Origin of the sequence: Brevibacterium sp. H602 (assembly GCF_051172395.1) — a bacterium.
GTDB lineage: Bacteria > Actinomycetota > Actinomycetes > Actinomycetales > Brevibacteriaceae > Brevibacterium.
The window spans coordinates 116,392-131,076 of sequence record NZ_JBPIZD010000004.1; the positions used below are offsets into that span (position 1 = coordinate 116,392).

13 protein-coding genes are annotated in these 14,685 nt (G+C 66.6%); all 13 read right to left on the reverse strand.

The features are described 5' to 3' along the window. Positions 1 to 21 precede the first annotated feature (21 nt). The 13 genes from ACSBQT_RS04715 to pyrR all read right to left on the reverse strand — a co-directional run bounded on the left by ACSBQT_RS04715 (position 22) and on the right by pyrR (position 14,588). On the reverse strand, positions 22 to 2,076 hold the full coding sequence (locus tag ACSBQT_RS04715; RefSeq protein ID WP_410711418.1) for a primosomal protein N': 2,055 nt from the start codon (positions 2,074 to 2,076) through the stop codon (positions 22 to 24). Positions 2,077 to 2,088: 12 nt separating this feature from the next. Then, positions 2,089 to 3,294 (reverse strand): methionine adenosyltransferase, encoded by a 1,206-nt coding sequence (gene metK, locus ACSBQT_RS04720; protein ID WP_410711419.1) that lies wholly within the window; start codon positions 3,292 to 3,294, stop codon positions 2,089 to 2,091. Continuing rightward, on the reverse strand, positions 3,291 to 4,571 hold the full coding sequence (gene coaBC, locus ACSBQT_RS04725; protein WP_410711420.1) for a bifunctional phosphopantothenoylcysteine decarboxylase/phosphopantothenate--cysteine ligase CoaBC: 1,281 nt from the start codon (positions 4,569 to 4,571) through the stop codon (positions 3,291 to 3,293). Before coaBC ends, metK begins: the two co-directional genes overlap by 4 nt. Further along, entirely contained in the window at positions 4,568 to 4,903 is a 336-nt protein-coding gene (gene rpoZ, locus ACSBQT_RS04730; protein WP_228281215.1) for a DNA-directed RNA polymerase subunit omega, read from the reverse strand. The genes coaBC and rpoZ overlap by 4 nt, the downstream gene beginning before the upstream one ends. Positions 4,904 to 4,915: 12 nt before the next feature. Then, positions 4,916 to 5,479: a guanylate kinase gene (gmk, locus tag ACSBQT_RS04735; RefSeq protein WP_139908109.1), complete on the reverse strand. Its 564-nt coding sequence runs from the start codon at positions 5,477 to 5,479 to the stop codon at positions 4,916 to 4,918. A gap of 19 nt (positions 5,480 to 5,498) precedes the next feature. Next, a complete protein-coding gene (gene mihF / locus ACSBQT_RS04740) occupies positions 5,499 to 5,810 on the reverse strand; it encodes an integration host factor, actinobacterial type (protein WP_025777825.1) in 312 nt (103 codons plus the stop codon). Positions 5,811 to 5,984: 174 nt separating this feature from the next. Further along, positions 5,985 to 6,830 carry an orotidine-5'-phosphate decarboxylase gene (gene pyrF, locus ACSBQT_RS04745; RefSeq protein WP_410711421.1) on the reverse strand — a complete coding sequence of 282 codons (846 nt, stop codon included), beginning with the start codon at positions 6,828 to 6,830 and terminating at the stop codon, positions 5,985 to 5,987. After that, on the reverse strand, positions 6,830 to 10,105 hold the full coding sequence (gene carB / locus ACSBQT_RS04750; RefSeq protein ID WP_410711422.1) for a carbamoyl-phosphate synthase large subunit: 3,276 nt from the start codon (positions 10,103 to 10,105) through the stop codon (positions 6,830 to 6,832). Before carB ends, pyrF begins: the two co-directional genes overlap by 1 nt. 12 nt (positions 10,106 to 10,117) lie before the next feature. Next, a complete protein-coding gene (gene carA / locus ACSBQT_RS04755; RefSeq protein WP_410711423.1) occupies positions 10,118 to 11,278 on the reverse strand; it encodes a glutamine-hydrolyzing carbamoyl-phosphate synthase small subunit in 1,161 nt (386 codons plus the stop codon). Continuing rightward, positions 11,275 to 11,769, reverse strand: coding sequence for a hypothetical protein (locus ACSBQT_RS04760; RefSeq protein ID WP_410711424.1), 495 nt, complete (start codon positions 11,767 to 11,769; stop codon positions 11,275 to 11,277). Before ACSBQT_RS04760 ends, carA begins: the two co-directional genes overlap by 4 nt. Beyond that, positions 11,754 to 13,067 carry a dihydroorotase gene (locus ACSBQT_RS04765; RefSeq protein WP_410711425.1) on the reverse strand — a complete coding sequence of 438 codons (1,314 nt, stop codon included), beginning with the start codon at positions 13,065 to 13,067 and terminating at the stop codon, positions 11,754 to 11,756. The genes ACSBQT_RS04760 and ACSBQT_RS04765 overlap by 16 nt, the downstream gene beginning before the upstream one ends. Beyond that, positions 13,060 to 14,040, reverse strand: coding sequence for an aspartate carbamoyltransferase catalytic subunit (locus ACSBQT_RS04770; RefSeq protein ID WP_410711426.1), 981 nt, complete (start codon positions 14,038 to 14,040; stop codon positions 13,060 to 13,062). The genes ACSBQT_RS04765 and ACSBQT_RS04770 overlap by 8 nt, the downstream gene beginning before the upstream one ends. After that, the gene (pyrR, locus tag ACSBQT_RS04775; protein WP_410711427.1) at positions 14,037 to 14,588 is read right to left on the reverse strand and encodes a bifunctional pyr operon transcriptional regulator/uracil phosphoribosyltransferase PyrR; all 552 of its coding nucleotides are present in this window, start codon (positions 14,586 to 14,588) and stop codon (positions 14,037 to 14,039) included. The genes ACSBQT_RS04770 and pyrR overlap by 4 nt, the downstream gene beginning before the upstream one ends. Between the last annotated feature and the right edge of the window lie 97 nt (positions 14,589 to 14,685).

Consider the following 14,685-nt stretch of genomic DNA (forward strand, 5'->3'; position numbering starts at 1 on the left):
GTCTACTGGTTCGCCGCGCCGTCACAGCGACCGGGGATCATCGATGCGCACGCGCACCTGTCGTTGCTTCTTGGCGGACCGGGAGGCGATGATCTCGGCCGCTCTCGTCCCGACACGGTCTCCGGCGGAGAACGGGTAGGCGCTCACGCTGCGCTGGCCGTCCTCGGCGTCTTCGCGCAGGAGTTCCTCGACCTCGCCGATCTGTTCCAGCACCTCGTCGATGTCGGCGCCCGCTCCCGTGAGTTCGAGGATCCGTCGGTAGGGCGGGAACCCGAGGGCCTTCCGGTCGCTCAGCTGGCGTGACATGAATGTCGTGGGGTCGAAGGCGGTCAGGGTCTGCCGGATGAGTTCGTCCTCGTCTCTGAGGTAGACGGCTCCTCCGTCATCGCGAGAGCGCACGAGTGAGGCGGCACGCAGTCGACGTGCCACACTTTCGTCGATCGAGCGCATCCAGGGTCCCGGCCACAGCGAATCCAGAAGGATCGCCGCGGCATAGCCGCCGAGCACATAGGGTTCGGCTCCCGTGGTGGCGACCACGAGCCGCGGGGTCTCGTCGAGGGCAGTGGAGATGTGGTCGCCTCCGGATTCGACGATCTCGATGTCGGGCAGCGCCCGGGCGAACTCTTCGACGGTGCGGGCCCGGCCGCGCACGATCGATCGCACACGGTTCGAACGGCAGCGCAGGCAGCTGAACGCCTCCGAGTGGTAGCCGCAGGACCGGCAGGCGAAGGGACCGACCTCGGACTGAGTGGTCAGCGTCGCCTGACATTGCGGGCAGCGGGCGACTTCCTGGCAGCGGGCACAGGCGAAGACGGGATAGTAGCCGGAGCGCGGCACCTGCACGAGCACCGGACCGGGCACTCCGCCGTCCCGGGGACGCGGACGCAGCGCCGTGCGCATGATCTGCCAGGCGCGGCTGGGAATGCGCTGCCAGGCGAAGGGGTCCCGGTCCTCATCGGGGACGAAGACGACCGGCGCGGCATGCCGCCTGGCCGGACCGACCGGTGTGACGTCGGCCAGCCAGCCGATCTCGACGAGACGCTGCACTTCGGCGCTGCGGTCGGTGGAGACGAAGAGCAGCTCGGTGTCCTCGATCGTCGACCGCAGCAGGCAGACCTCCCGGGCGTGCGGGTACGGGGCGTGCTGATCGAGATAGTTGAGGTTCGCGTCATCGGTGCAGATGATGAGACCGAGGTCCGCGACGGGGGCGAAAGCCGCCGCACGCGTGCCGATCGTGATCCGCGTGTGTCCGAGCAGTCCGCGCAGCCAGGCCTGCCACCGCAGCTCCGGTGACTGGTCGGCGCTGAGCACCGAGACCTCCGCGATCCCCGCTCGGGTGAGGGTCGACTGGAGCACGGCGAGTTCGCGATGATCGGGCACGAGCCAGAGCACGGACCGGCCGGCCTCGAGACTCGCCCGTGCGGCATCGAGTCCGGCACGGATCCAGCTCAGCCCCGGCGTCGGCCCGGGTGTGCACGCCACGGCCCTGCGCCGAGGCAACGCCGAAGCATCGTCGGCCGTGGGCTGGTCCCCCGCAGCAAGAACCCATTCGCCGAGGCGGTTCAGCAGCTGCGGATCATCCGCCGGCCCGTCGTTCAGCGAGGTCACTGGGTCCGCGGCGTCCGCATCGGTCTGCGCGGCCGGGTCTCCCGCCTTCTCCGCCTTGAGCACGGTTTTCTCGCCGCGGGCATGGCGCGGTGGGATGGCCAGGCGCAGCACATCGGCGAGGGTGCCGCCGTAGCGACGGGCGACGGCTTCGCTCAGGGCGAGCAGATCGTCATTCAGCACCTGAATGGGGCCGCTGATGCGTTGGATCGTCGCGAGAGGACCGACGTGGTCCGATGTCTCGACGCGTTCGAGCAGATAGCCGTCACGCAGCTTCCCGGCGAACTTCACCCGCACCCGCACACCGGGCAGGGCAGCCTCGGCGAGCTTCTCCGGCACCGCATAGTCGAACGTCCGCGCCAAGTGCGGGACGGGATGGTCGATGAGCACTCGGGCGACCGGTTCGGTCGGGGCCAGGGGAACCTGGCCCTCGGCCGAGGTGCCGGTGTCGATCGGGAGGGGTTCGTCCACGCCGACGGCAGACTAGTTGGAGGACACGGCGCGCAGCAGGTCCTCGGCGCGGTCCGTGACCTCCCAGGTGAAATCGGGCAGTTCACGGCCGAAGTGGCCGTAGGTCGAGGTCTGCGAGTAGATCGGGCGCAGCAGGTCGAGTTCCTGGATGATCATCGCGGGGCGGAGGTCGAAGACCTCTCGGATGGCGGCCGAGATGGCTGCCGGGTCCGCCTTCTCCGTTCCGAAGGTCTCGACGTAGAGCCCCATCGGATCGACTCGGCCGATCGCATAGGACACCTGCACCTCGGCGCGTTCCGCGAGACCGGCGGCGACGACGTTCTTCGCCACCCAGCGCATCGCGTAGGCCGCCGAACGGTCGACCTTCGACGGGTCCTTGCCGGAAAACGCACCGCCGCCGTGGCGGGAGAACCCGCCGTAGGTGTCGACGATGATCTTCCGACCGGTCAGACCGGCATCGCCCATCGGTCCGCCCGTGACGAAGGGACCGGCCGGGTTGATGTGGATGTTCGCTCCCGAGGTGTCGAGACCGGAGTCGGCGATCACCGGATCGATGACGAGTTCCTTGATCTCCGTGTGCAGCTGGGACTGGCTGGTGTCCGCCGAATGCTGGGTGGAGACGACGACATTCTCGATCGAGACTGCCTCGTCGCCGTCGTAGCCCAACGTCAGCTGCGTCTTGCCATCGGGACGCAGGTAGTCGAGTCGACCGGACTTGCGCACCTCGGAGAGCTGTTCGGCCATCCGGGAGGCCAGGTGGATGGGCAGCGGCATGAGCACATCGGTGGAGTTGTCGGCATAGCCGAACATGAGTCCCTGATCTCCGGCGCCGAGGCTGGTGCCGTGGTCTGAGGATTCGACGGCTTCGCGGAAGTCCAGCGGATTCGTCACGCCGGAGTGGATGTCCGTGGACTGGCTGCCGATGGACACGGAGACTCCGCAGGAGTGACCGTCGAAGCCGGTGTCCGAGGAGTCGTAGCCGATGCCCGTGATGAGGCTGCGCACGATTCCGGCCACGTCGGCGTAGGCGGCCGTATTCACCTCACCGGCGACATGGACGAGGCCGGTGGTGACCATGGTCTCCACGGCCACTTTGGCGTTGGGGTCCTGCCGGAGCAGGTCGTCGAGCACCGCATCGCTGATCTGGTCGCAGATCTTGTCGGGATGTCCCTCGGTGACGGACTCGGATGAGAAGAAACGCAGATTTGTGTGTGTCACGTTGTCGATTCTACGTGGGTGAATTGGTCGGAGACGGCCGCAATGACCTTTTGTGAAACATGGTCCTTCGACCCGTGGAATTCCTCGCCGACGACGATCTCGCCGCGGTCGGAGGAGATGATCTGGACCATGGTGTCATCGTGGCCGAAGGCGCGGTCGTCAGAGACGTCGTTGAATACGAGCAGGTCGACGCCTTTGCGCTGGAACTTGGCTCGAGCGTAGTCGAGGGCGGCGGTGGCGGCGTCCCCGGTCTCGGCGGCGAATCCGACGATGATCTGATGGCGCAGTCTGGTCTGCCGGCTGCGCTCGTCGACGAGTCCGCGGAGGATGTCCGGGTTCTGCACGAGACGCAGAGTCAGACCGTCGTCTCCGGACTTCTTCATCTTCGAGTCCGTCGTCTCGGCCGGTCGGTAGTCTGCGACGGCGGCGGCCATGATGATGGCATCTGCGCGCGTCTGGGCGCCATGCATCGCCGACTGCAGCTCCAGAGTGGATTCGACCGAAGTGATCGTGACGCCCGCAGGCAGTCCCGTCAGCAGTCCGGTGTCGATGTTCGCGGCGACGAGCTCGACTGCTGCGCCCGCGGCATGCGCGGCCTTGGCCAGCGCAATGCCCTGCTTGCCCGAGGAGCGGTTGCCGAGGAAGCGCACGGGGTCGAGTGCTTCCCTGGTGCCGCCGGCGCTGATGACGATGCGGCGACCGGACAGACCACCGCTGGGGTCAGCGGGTGCGTCTGCCGAGCCGCCGGCTGTGCCGTCCTTGATCGAGAGCGCGAAGTCGACGATCTCTTCGGGTTCGGGCAGACGTCCGGGACCGGAATCGGGGCCGGTGAGGCGTCCGACAGCAGGGTCGAGGACATGGACGCCGCGGGAGCGCAGGGTCGCGATGTTGGCGACTGTGGCGGGGTTGAGCCACATCTCGGTGTGCATGGCCGGGGCCACGACCACCTCGGCGGTGGTGGTGAGCACGGAGGCGGTGAGCAGGTCATCGGCTCGCCCGGCTGCGATCTTCGCGATCAGATCGGCGGTCGCCGGGGCGATGATGACGAGTTCGGCTTCCTGTCCGATGCGCACATGATTGACGGTGTCGATCTCGTCGAAGACATCGGTGGTCACGGTCTGGCCGGACAGGGCCTCAAGAGTGGGGGCACCGATGAATTTCAGTGCGTTGGCCGTCGGAACGACCTTGACGCTGTGGTCGAGCTCCCGGAGTCGCCGGATGATGTGTGCCGCTTTGTAGGCGGCGATCCCACCGGCGACGCCGAGTACGATTCTCACTGGTCGCTGAAGTCGATCGCGCCGTCGTTGCTCACAGGAGCGGTGGCTTCGGCCTCGGGTGCGGCCTGGATGAAGTCGGCTTCGGAGACCTCGCGGGCGACGATCTTCGACTCGTTGACCTCACGCAGAGCGATCGACAGAGGCTTCTCGTTGGTGCCCGGAGTGACGAGCGGACCGACGTTCTCGAGCAGTCCCTCCTGCAGCTGGGCGTAGTACGAGTTGATCTGACGGGCGCGCTTTGCCGCGATCGAGACCAGTTCGTACTTCGAACCGGTGACGTTGAGCAGATCGTCGATCGGAGGGTTGGTGATGCCTTCAGGCTGTGCGGGCAAGGAGATTCCCATCTAATCGGAAGTGGATATACCCATCAATGATAGGAGTTCTTCGGCCGCAGTGCGAACGTGGTCGTTCACAATGGTCACATCGAACTCCGATTCGGCGGCCAATTCGCGTTTCGCGGTGGCCAGTCGTCGCTCCTGCTCCTCCTCCGTTTCGGTGCCTCGACCGGTCAGTCGGGAGACGAGTTCCTCCCAGCTGGGCGGGGCGAGGAAGACGAAGCGGGCATCGGGCATCTTCTCTTTGACCTGGCGGGCTCCCTGCAGATCGATCTCCAGCAGCGCGGGAATCCCCTGGTCGAGCTTCTCCTCCACCGGAGCCGAAGGCGTGCCGTAGCGGTGGCGTCCGTGGACGACGGCGTATTCGAGCAGCCGATCCTCGGCGATGAGGGTGTCGAAGGCGTCGTCGGTGAGGAAGTGATAATGGACACCATCGATCTCACCGGGTCGCCTGGGGCGGGTCGTGGCCGAAACGGAGAACCAGACCTCGGGATGGTTCTGCCGAATATAGGTGCTGATGGTGCCTTTTCCGACGGCGGTCGGACCCGCGAGAACGGTGAGTCGATTATTCACAGATCTGAGGTTGTCACACTCAGGAATATTTCTCCAACAGGGCGGACTTCTGGTGGACGCCCAGACCTTTGATCCGACGGGAGGTGGCGATGCCGACCTCTTCCATGGCGGCTTCGGCGCGCCGGTCGCCGACTCCGGGCAGAGCTCTGAGCAGATCGAGCACACGCATCTTCGCCAGTGCTTCGTCGTCTGCTGCCTTCTTGAGCACGGCCGCGAGATCGGTATCGCCGGTCTTCAGCGCCGACTTCACTTCGGCTCGTGCCTGACGTGCCTTGAACGCTTTGTCCAACGCAGCGGAACGCTGTTGCGGGGTCAACGGTTCGAGTGCCACTTTGTCTCCTCTGTCACCATGAACGGGCAGGTAGGGAAGTTGTCTCAGTCTAAGACAAAATCCCTGCCGAGAGGCGATATGAGCAGAAATTTGTGGTGTGGCGAGCCGGAATCCGCCCGTCGACGGAGCACCGAATCCGGTGTTCGGACCGCCCCGCGATCCGAACGCCGGTGTTCAGTCGGTGATCGTCAGCGCACGATTGAGAGCGGCGGCGGTTTCGGCCAGACCGTCGGGTCCGGCGCCGAGCACCGCCCGGGAGGCGGTGGCGAGCACCTGTCCCGATTTCAGCGCCCGGTCGCCGAAGACGGCACGCAGCTCGGTCAGGCCCGCGCCCTGTGCGCCGACGCCCGGGGCGAGGATCGGTCCCCCGCAGTCACGGGGATCGAATCCCAGATCGCGCGCGGCGGTGCCGATGGTCGCGCCGACGACGAGTCCGAAGGGACCGAGCTCGCCGGGTGACCCCAGTGCCTGAGCATTGCGCTGCCGCACTCGGGACACGATCGATCCGGCCACGGATTCGCGGTCTCTCTCGGCATGCTGGACCTCTGCCCCTTCCGGGTTCGAAGTCAGTGCCAGGACGAACACGCCCTTGCCGTGAGCGGCAGCGAGTTCGAAGGCCGGTTCCAGGGCGCCGAATCCGAGGTAGGGCGAGACCGTGATCGAGTCCGCGGCCAGCGCCGAGGCGGGATCGAGATAGGCCTTCGCGTAGGCACCCATGGTCGACCCGATGTCACCGCGTTTGATATCGAGGACGGAGAGCAGTCCGGCGTCCCGGGACGCGGCCAGCGTGTCTTCGAGAGCAGCGACTCCGGCGGAGCCGTACTGTTCGAAGAACGCGGACTGCGGTTTGACGGCGGCCACCGAGCCCTTGAGCTCGGAGACCGTGCGGAGGGCGAACTCCCGGACGCCTGCGGCGCTGGCAGGCAGCCCCCAGGAGGCGAGGAGATGCTCGTGCGGGTCGATGCCCACACACAACGGTCCGTGCTCGTCCATGGCGGCTGCCAGTCGGGTGCCGAACATCAGGCGCTCCAGTCCTGCAGGCTGCGCACATCGAACTTCGAGTCGCGGATGACCTCGAGGGAGGTCACGGCGGCGGCGAATTCGGCCAGCGTGGTGATCAGCGGCACGGAGTTCGCGGTCGCCGCGGCTCGGATCTCATAGCCGTCGGCGCGTTCCTGCCGACCCGACGGCACGTTGATGACCATGTCAATGGTGCCCGCGGTGAGGTAGTCGATGACCGTGCGGTCTTCGGCATCGGCCTCGAAGTGCTTGTGCACCTGGGTGGTCTTGATCCCGTAGCGGGAGAGCACGGCCGCAGTGCCGGTGGTCGCGACGACGTCGAAGCCCATGTCGACGAGCTCCTTGACCGGCAGCACCATGGCACGCTTGTCCCGATCGGCTACCGACACGAAGACGGTGCCCGAGGTCGGCAGCTTCACGGATGCCCCGAGCAGTCCCTTCGCGAAGGCGGTCGGGAAGTTGTGGTCGATGCCCATGACCTCACCGGTCGAGCGCATCTCGGGACCGAGGATCGAGTCGACGATCTTGCCTTCGACGGTGGTGAACCGTCGGAACGGCAGGACCGCCTCCTTGACGGCGATCGGATGGTCGAGCGGCAGGGTCGAACCGTCGCCCTCTGCGGCCAGAAGGTCACCGCGCAGATCCTCGATCGTGCGGCCCACGGCGATGAGCGCCGCGGCCTTGGCCAGCTGGGTCGAGGTCGCCTTCGAGACGAAGGGCACGGTCCGCGAAGCCCGCGGGTTGGCTTCGATGACGTGGAGAACATCCGCGGCGATGGCGAACTGGATGTTGAGCAGTCCGCGCACGCCCACACCTTCGGCGATGGCCTTCGTGCCCTGGCGGACGCGCTCGAGCACGTCCTCACCCAGAGTCAGCGAGGGCAGTACGCAGGCGGAGTCACCGGAGTGGATTCCGGCTTCCTCGATGTGCTCCATGATTCCGCCGATGTAGACCTCGTTGCCGTCGTAGAGGGCGTCGACGTCGATCTCGATGGCGTCTTCGAGGAACCGGTCAACGAGGACCGGACGATCGGTCGAGATCTCCGTGGCGCTGGCCATGTAGTCGAGCAGCTGCGTGCGATCGTAGACGATCTGCATTCCGCGTCCGCCGAGGACGTAGGAGGGCCGCACGAGCACCGGGTAGCCGATGTTCTCCGCGATCGCTGCGGCCTCCGCGGCGGTCACCGCGGTGCCGTGCTTGGGCGCGGTGAGTCCGGCCCTCTCCAGCACGGCTCCGAACTCACCGCGGTCCTCGGCCAGGTCGATGGCCTCGGGCTGGGTGCCGAGCACCGGCACACCCGCGGCCTTGAGCTTGTCGGCCAGACCCAGCGGTGTCTGTCCGCCGAGAGTGCACACGACGCCGAGGACCTCGCCGGCGGCGAGTTCGGCGTGGTAGACCTCCATGACGTCTTCGAACGTCAGGGGTTCGAAGTACAGACGATCGGCGGTGTCGTAGTCGGTCGACACGGTCTCCGGATTGCAGTTGACCATGATCGTCTCGTAGTCGGCGGACCCGATCGCCATGGTCGCGTGCACGCACGAGTAGTCGAACTCGATGCCCTGGCCGATGCGGTTCGGGCCCGAGCCGAGGATGATCACGGCCGGGCGCTCGCGCGGCATGACCTCGGTCTCGGAGTCGTAGCTCGAGTAGTGGTAGGGAGTCTTCGCTTCGAATTCTCCCGCGCAGGTGTCGACCGTCTTGAACACCGGGCGCACGCGCAGTGCGTGGCGGATGCCGGTGACGACGCTCGTGTCGAGGCTGCGCAGTCCTCCGATCTGCTCGTCGGAGAAACCGTGGTTCTTCGCGACCCGCAGGACCTGCTCGTCGAGTTCGTCGGCGTCGCGGACATAGGCGGCCACCTCGTTGATGAGCTGGATCTGGTCGAGGTACCAGGGGTCGATCTCGCAGGCGTCGAAGACCTCGGCCGCGCTCAGCCCGGCGGCGAGTCCGCGCTGGACCGAGTGGATGCGGTCGGCAGTGGCGTGCGAGATCGCTTCGAGCACAGATTCGCGGACGTCGTCGTCGGAGACGTCGGGCAGGTCGGCCCAGCTGAACGCGGAGTGCTTCTGCTCGAGTGAGCGCATCGCCTTCTGCAGCGCGGTGGTGAAGTTGCGGCCGAGGGCCATCACCTCACCGACGGATTTCATCGTCGTCGTCAGGGTCGGATCCGCGGCCGGGAACTTCTCGAAGGTGAAGCGCGGGATCTTCACGACCACATAGTCCAGGGTCGGTTCGAAGCTGGCCGGGGTGACCTTCGTGATGTCGTTGGGGATCTCGTCGAGCGAGTAGCCGACGGCGAGCTTCGCGGCCATCTTGGCGATCGGGAAGCCGGTGGCCTTCGACGCCAGCGCCGAGGACCGGGAGACGCGTGGGTTCATCTCGATGGTGATGATGCGGCCGGTCCTGGGATCGACGGCGAACTGGATGTTGCAGCCGCCGGTGTCCACGCCGACGGCACGGATGATGGCGATGCCGATATCGCGCATCGATTGGTATTCCCGGTCGGTCAGCGTCAGTGCCGGCGCCACTGTGATCGAGTCGCCGGTGTGCACGCCGACCGGGTCGACGTTCTCGATCGAGCACACGACCACGACATTGTCCTTGTTGTCGCGCATGAGCTCGAGTTCGTATTCCTTCCACCCGAGGATCGATTCCTCGAGCAGCACCTCGTGGGTGATGGAATCGGACAGGCCGGCGCCGGCGATGCGGCGCAGATCGGCTTCGTCATAGGCCATGCCCGAGCCGAGGCCGCCCATGGTGAACGAGGGGCGGACGACGACCGGGTAGTTGAGCTCCTCGGCGGCGGCCAGGGCTTCGTCGAGGGTGTGGCAGATGGCGGATCTGGCCACTTCGGCACCGCAGGCCTCTGCGATGTCTTTGAACTTCTGACGGTCCTCGCCGCGCTGGATGGCGTCGACGTCGGCACCGATGAGTTCGACGCCGTACTTCTCGAGCACTCCGGCGTCGTGGAGGGCGATGGCCGCGTTGAGTGCGGTCTGTCCGCCTAGGGTGGGCAGGAGCGCGTCGGGGCGTTCCTTCTCGATGATCGTCTCGATGACGTCCGGATCGATGGGCTCGACGTAGGTGGCGTCGGCGATGTCCGGGTCTGTCATGATCGTCGCCGGGTTCGAATTGATGAGGATGACGCGCAGGCCCTCAGAGCGCAGCACGCGGCACGCCTGAGTGCCCGAATAGTCGAATTCGCAGGCCTGGCCGATGACGATGGGGCCGGAGCCGATGACGAGGACGGATGTGAGGTCGTGTCTCAGTGGCATGGGGTGTTCTCCTTAGGCCTGGGCAGCCGAATCGGCCTGGGAAACGGACATGAGGTCGACGAAGCGATCGAACAGGTAGCTCGAATCGTGCGGGCCGGCCGCAGCCTCGGGGTGGAATTGGACGGAGAAGGCGGGGATGTCGAGGCAGGCGAGTCCCTCCACGACGTCGTCGTTGAGGCACACGTGGGAGACGGTCACCCGGCCGTAGTCGGCCTTGTGCGGAGCGGTGGTCTCCCCTGTCAGCGGAGCGTCGACGGCGAAGCCGTGGTTCTGCGAGGTGATCTCGACCTTCTCCGTGGTCCGGTCCATTACGGGCACGTTGATTCCACGGTGGCCGAAGGGCAGCTTATAAGTGCCGAAGCCCAGGGCCCGACCGAGCAGCTGGTTGCCGAAGCAGATGCCGAAGAACGGGATTCCGGCGTCGAGCACGGCGCGCAGCAGTTCGACCTGGTCGTCTGCGGTCGCGGGGTCGCCGGGGCCGTTGGAGAAGAAGACTCCGTCGACGCCCAGGGCCCGGATCTCTTCGAAGCTGATCGTCGACGGCAGCAGGTGCACGTCGATTCCGCGTTCGCTCAGTCGTTCGGGGGTCATCGATTTGATGCCGAGGTCGACGGCGGCGACGCTGAAGCGCTTCTCCCCGCGGGCGGGGATGAGGGTGGGTTCGGTGATCGAGACTTCGTCGACGAGGTTGGCTCCGGCCATCTGCGGGGACGCCTGGACACGGGCGAGGAGTTCGGATTCGGGCGCCTCGGCGGCGGGTCCGGAGAAGATGCCCACACGCATGGCTCCCTTGTCGCGCAGGTGGCGGGTCAGGGCTCGGGTGTCGACGTCGGAGATGCCGACGATCCCGGACTCGGTCAGCCAGTCGGCCAGGTCGCCTTCGGAGCGCCAGTTCGACGAGATGCGGGAGGCATCGCGGACGACGTAGCCGGCGGCCCAGATCTGGGCGGATTCGTCATCGTTGCGGTTGACTCCGGTGTTACCGATGTGCGGAGCGGCCTGAATGATGATCTGTCGGTGATAGGACGGATCTGTCAGCGTCTCCTGGTAGCCGGACATGGCGGTGACGAACACGGCCTCACCGGTGGTTTCGCCGATGTGTCCGTAGGCGGATCCGTGGAAGGTCCGGCCGTCTTCGAGGACGAGGACGGCGGGGGTGGTGGAAAAGCTCATTGTGCCTCTTCGATCATTTCGCGGATGCGGTCGACGGTGGGAGTGGTGGATGCGGCGTAGCGGGCGCGGAAGCCCGTGTCGACGAGGGTGTCGCCCAGGTGCCAGGTGATGCGGATGATGCCTCCGCGTTCGACGAATTTCCCGATCATCCCGTTCGTGGTGTCCACGGAGACGATGTCGCGGCGCGGGATGAGGAAGTCCTCGCGTCCGGCCAGGTCCATGATCACTCCCCCGTCGGTGACGACGAGTTCCCCGGTGGTGCGGATGCCCAGACCGTGGACGGCGACGCGTTCGAGCGGATGGCCGGCCTTCGTCGTCGACACATAGGAGCCTTCGACGGGATCGCCCACTGCCTTGATTCCCATATGGGGCTTCGGCGGGGTGACGACCTCTGACTGGGCCTGTTTGCGTCGGCTCCATCCCCAGGCGATCGCGACGATCACGAGGAGGATGACGGCGGCGACGATGAGTGTGCCTACTGTTGTGTCCATGTTGCTCCTGCCGGGTGGGGTGTGGTGAGTGCCCCTGCGGCCAAGACCCGGTGGCCGTAGAAGAAGGTGTCGGTGACCCGCGCCGTGACTTCGACGCCGGCGAAGGGGTTGTTGCGTCCCTTCGTGGCGTGGTCGGCGGGTTCGATGCGGTGCGGTGCGGCCGGGTCGACGAGGACGATGTTCGCACTCGCCCCGATCTCGAGGCTGCCGTGCCCGGAGGCCCCGGTGATCCGAGCCGGAGCCGAGGACATCACGCGGGCCACATCGCCGAAGTCGAAGTCGTGGTCGGCCATGGCGGCGACGACGATCGACAGGGCGGATTCCATGCCGACCATGCCCATGGCCGCTGCGGTCCATTCGCTGCATTTGTGTTCGGCCGTGTGCGGGGCGTGGTCGGTGCCGACGACGTCGATCGTGCCGTCTGCCAGCGCTTCACGCAGCGCCTGCACATCGCGGTCGGTGCGCAGCGGCGGGTTGACCTTGTAGACGGGGTCGAACGTGCGCACGAGTTCGTCGGTGAGCATGAGATGGTGCGGTGTCACCTCGGCGGTCACGGCGATCCCCCGGGCCTTGGCCCAGCGGATGAGGTCGACGCTGCCGGCCGTGGAGACGTGGCAGATGTGCAGCCGGGATCCGACGTGTTCGGCCAGGAGCACATCGCGGGCGATGATCGACTCCTCGGCCACGGCGGGCCAGCCGGGCAGTCCGAGTTCGGCCGAGACCGTTCCCTCATTCATCTGTGCGCCTTCGGTCAGGCGCGGCTCCTGTGCATGCTGGGCGATGATGCCGTCGAAGGTCTTGACGTATTCGAGGGCGCGGCGCATGAGCAGCGGATCGGAGACGCAGATTCCGTCGTCGGAGAACATCCTCACGCGGGCTCCGGAGCGCGCCATGGCTCCCAGCTCGGCGAGCTGCTTGCCCTCGAGCCCGGTGGTCACGGCGCCGACGGGTACGACTTCGGTGAAACCGGCGGAGCGGCCGAGGCGGTGAACCTGTTCGACGACTCCGGCGGTGTCGGCTGCGGGCGCGGTGTTCGCCATGGCGTGGACGCAGGTGAACCCGCCCGAGGCGGCTGAACGTGATCCGGTGAGCACGGTCTCGGCGTCTTCCTTGCCCGGCTCACGCAGATGAGTGTGCATGTCGACGAGTCCCGGCAGGGCCACGAGTCCTGCGGCGTCGACGGTCTCATAGTCGCTTGAGCTCAGCAGCTCGGGATCGACGATGCGACCGTCCTGGATCGCGATATCGGCGGCTCCGCGTCCGAGCACATCGGCACCGCGGATGAGGTAATCAGTCATTGGTCTCCTCCTGACCGGTCAGCAGACGGTAGAGGACCGCCATGCGCACGCTCACTCCGTTCTCGACTTGGTCGAGGACGAGGGCGCGGGGTGAGTCCGCTGCGGCAGCGGAGATTTCGAAGCCGCGGTTCATGGGCCCTGGGTGCATGATGAAGCTCGTCTCCGGCAGTTTGGCCAGACGGGCCGCGCTCAGACCCCACAGGCGGGCGTATTCGCGTTCGTTGGGGAAGAAGGATTCGTGCATCCGCTCGTGCTGGACCCGCAGCATCATCACGGCCGCGAAATCCTCGCCGCTCAGCGCCGAATCGAAGTCGTAGTGGACGGTCACCGGCCAGCTCTCCACTCCCCAGGGCAGCAGCGTGGGCGGAGCGATGAGGTGGACGTCCGCGCCGAGGCGGGCGAGCAGGTGGACGTTCGACCGTGCCACTCGGGAGTGCAGGATGTCTCCGACGATGGCGACCTTCGCTCCGTCGAGTCCCTGACCGCGCGGTCCCCCTTTCACCGGCCCCGAGGCGGGGACTCCGGCGAGTGCCCGACGCAGAGTGAACGCGTCGAGGAGCGCCTGGGTGGGGTGTTCGTGAGTGCCGTCGCCGGCGTTGACGACGGGGACGTCGATCCACCCGGTATGGGCGAGGCGGTGGGCGGTGCCTGCCCCGGAGTGGCGGACGACGATGGCATCGGCGCCCATCGCCGAGATCGTCTGGATCGTGTCCTGGAGGCTCTCGCCCTTCGAAACGGAGGAGCCCTTGGCGGAGAAGTTGAGCACATCGGCCGAAAGGCGTTTGGCTGCGGCTTCGAAGGACAGTCGGGTGCGTGTGGAATCCTCGAAGAACAGGTTGACGACTGTGCGTCCGCGCAGCACGGGCAGCTTCTTGACCTCGCGTTCGGAGACGAGAGTCATCTCCTCGGCGATGTCGAGGATGCCGATGGCGTCGTCCCGGCTCAGCGATGCGGTGTCGAGCAGATGCTTCATTCGCGGCCTCCCGAGATGCTGACGGAGTCGTCACCGTCGATTTCGGTCAGGGAGACGTTGACGCGTTCGCTGCTCGAGGTCGGCAGGTTCTTGCCGACATGGTCGGCACGGATCGGCAGGTCCCGGTGGCCGCGGTCGACGAGGACGGCGAGGCGGACCTTGGCGGGCCGACCGACATCGGCGAGGGCGTCGAGGGCGGCGCGGATGGTGCGTCCGGAGAAGAGCACATCGTCGACGAGGACAACGGTCTTCGCATCGATTCCCGCACTCGGAATGGTGGTGGGTTCGGGTGCCCGGTATGAGCCGCCGCGCAGATCGTCACGGTACATCGTGATGTCGAGGCTGCCGGCGAGTTCGCCTGCGGCCTCGGGCCGACCGGAGATGGAGGCGATCGCCTCGGCGAGTCGGTGGGCGAGCGGGACTCCGCGGCGCGGAATGCCCAAGAGGACGAGGTCGTCGCCGCCCTTGTTGGATTCGATGATCTCGTGCGCGATGCGGGTGATCGCCCGCGAGATATCGGGGGCGTCCAGCACTGTTCGCTGTGTCATATTTCCCCTTCTCCGCCTCTCTGGACGGTGGTTAAAGGAGTGGTTCGATTCGATTGTAGACCCGGTGGGGTGCCCACCGGCGGGCGGGTCCGGAGTG